General features: G+C 34.1%; 2 protein-coding genes and 1 pseudogene. 1 reads left to right on the top strand and 2 read right to left on the bottom strand.

Annotation, left to right across the window (positions count from 1 at the left end; all coding sequences use genetic code 11):
* Positions 1 to 114, top strand: a pseudogene (locus GO009_RS17250) (IS110 family transposase); the annotation flags it as partial.
* Between the two features lie 51 nt (positions 115 to 165).
* Here GO009_RS17250 and GO009_RS17245 read toward each other — a convergent pair.
* Both GO009_RS17245 and GO009_RS17240 read right to left on the bottom strand, forming a co-directional pair.
* Entirely contained in the window at positions 166 to 960 is a 795-nt protein-coding gene (locus tag GO009_RS17245; RefSeq protein ID WP_027885844.1) for a cation transporter, read from the bottom strand.
* A gap of 166 nt (positions 961 to 1,126) precedes the next feature.
* Positions 1,127 to 2,035 (bottom strand): serine hydrolase (locus GO009_RS17240; protein WP_163627951.1); only part of this gene is annotated, 909 nt, incomplete at its 5' end.

The raw sequence follows: 2,035 nt of genomic DNA, 5'->3' as shown, positions 1-2,035 counted from the left end.
AAAAGCAAGAAACTAGCATTGATAGCGGTATCGAACAAGCTTTTGAAACAGGCATTTGCCATTGCAAAATCCGGAATACCTTACGATGAGAATTATATATCGAGATTGGCTTAAAAAGACTTGTTTTTTAACTCAGTTCTTTGTTGTGGTTAGTGTTTTTTTTATTTATTTACTCAATTTTAAAATTCTAAAAGCTCCTTGAATTACCAAAACAAAAACTATTGTTCCGATAATCAAATCAGGTTTGCTTGAACTCAACCAGTTTACCAAAAGTCCAGCTGTTATTACTCCTAAATTTATAATCACATCGTTTGATGTGAAAATCATACTTGCTTTCATATGTGCCTCTTCTTTACTTTTTGATTTTTGTAAAATGTAAAGACAAATTCCGTTTGCAATAAGTGCGAAAATTGAAACTATAATCATTGTCGAAAAGTTAGGTAATTTCTCGTCTCCGAAAAATCTCCTTAAAACTTCTACAAATCCAATAATTGCAAGTGTTATTTGAAAATATCCAGCAAGTTTGGCAATCCGTTTTTTCTTTATTACTGTTCCGCCAACCGCAAACAAGCTAATTCCGTAAACGAAACTGTCCGCAAGCATATCTAAACTGTCGGCAACCAATCCCATTGATTTTGAGATTATTCCTGTTGTCATTTCAATTATGAAAAACGCAAAATTTATGGCAAGTACAGACCAGAGTAGTTTTTTTTGGTTTTCATTTTCATTAAATTCCGTTTGGTCAGTTTGTTCAGTCGAGATTTTCTTTCCGCCTAAATTCAGTTCGATAACTGACTTTTCAATTTGGTCAGTTTCTCCGCTATGAAAAACGGTCAGTTTTCGGTTCGGAATGTCAAAGTCCAAATTCGCAATACTTGAAATTCCGTCCAATTTCATTCGGATTAGATTTTCCTCTGAAGGACAGTCCATTTTAGTAATCTCAAATATTGTTTTATTCATTTAGTTTCTCGGTTTTTTTACATTAACCACAACGAGAAGGTATATGAAAAGTAGCGGATTTTACATACGAACTTTTCGTTTTGGTACTGACGATAAATTTATGGAAAACACTTTAATTTAAGCACTTAAACCGCTATTTTTTATATACGTTGTTACCTGCAGTATTTTATTTTTTATCATTCAAGAATTCGTTTAAAAATGCCATTGCAAATTTTGAATTCAATACATTTCCTTTTCCTAAATCAAATGGTTCGCTTAAATTTTGGCTGTTTGCTAAAATCACTAAAGTCAAATCTTTTTCAAGAACTTTTAGGTATAGTCCCGAATAAGCGTTTGGTTGTAACCCATAATGCCAAACCAAAGTGTATCCTTTATATTTCTGTGTAAACCAACCATAACCGTAAGGCGAAAGACTCTTGTCTGCCAATTCAAATGGCTTTAGTACTTTCTCTCTACTTTCCTTTGAGATAATCTCGTTATTATCAAAAGCATTGTCAAACAGCAATAAATCATAGGCCGAAAAAACAATCCCAGCTCCTGCGTTTAAATCAGGGTCAGGAAAGTCAACCCTTTCAAAATTTCCGTTTTCATCAATTTTATATGGTAAAGCAATTTTATCCAACACCATTTTTTTTGATTTATCTAATTGTGAGGAAGCTGAATTTTGTAAGTTCAGTTTTTTAATGACTAAACTGTCAACCCACTTATCAAATTTTTGATTTGTAGCCGTCCCTACAACATCAGAGAGCATTCCATAAAGAAATCCATTGTACTTATAAGCTGTTCCAGGAATATTTTCAGCCGTGTGTGATAGATGGTGTTTGAGCAAGATGTCATCTCGTTCAGGACGATACTTATTTAAGAGAAAAGAATATTCTGGCATTTCTTCATTGAAATATCCAAGTATTCTTGTACAACTACCTAAATAGTGGAAACGCCGGACATAGTATACCACCCTCGCCGGGTTAAAGTGACCATAGCTGGCCGGACGAAAGTGACCCACCCCCGCCGGGCCAAAGTGACCCACCTTTAGATTAGATCTATCTGTAAAAAGTCTAAGTGCTTTTTTTGTTAA

Origin of the sequence: Allomuricauda sp. TY007 (assembly GCF_010468565.1) — a bacterium.
Taxonomy (GTDB): domain Bacteria; phylum Bacteroidota; class Bacteroidia; order Flavobacteriales; family Flavobacteriaceae; genus Flagellimonas.
This window is presented reverse-complemented; position numbering and strand designations above follow the sequence as displayed.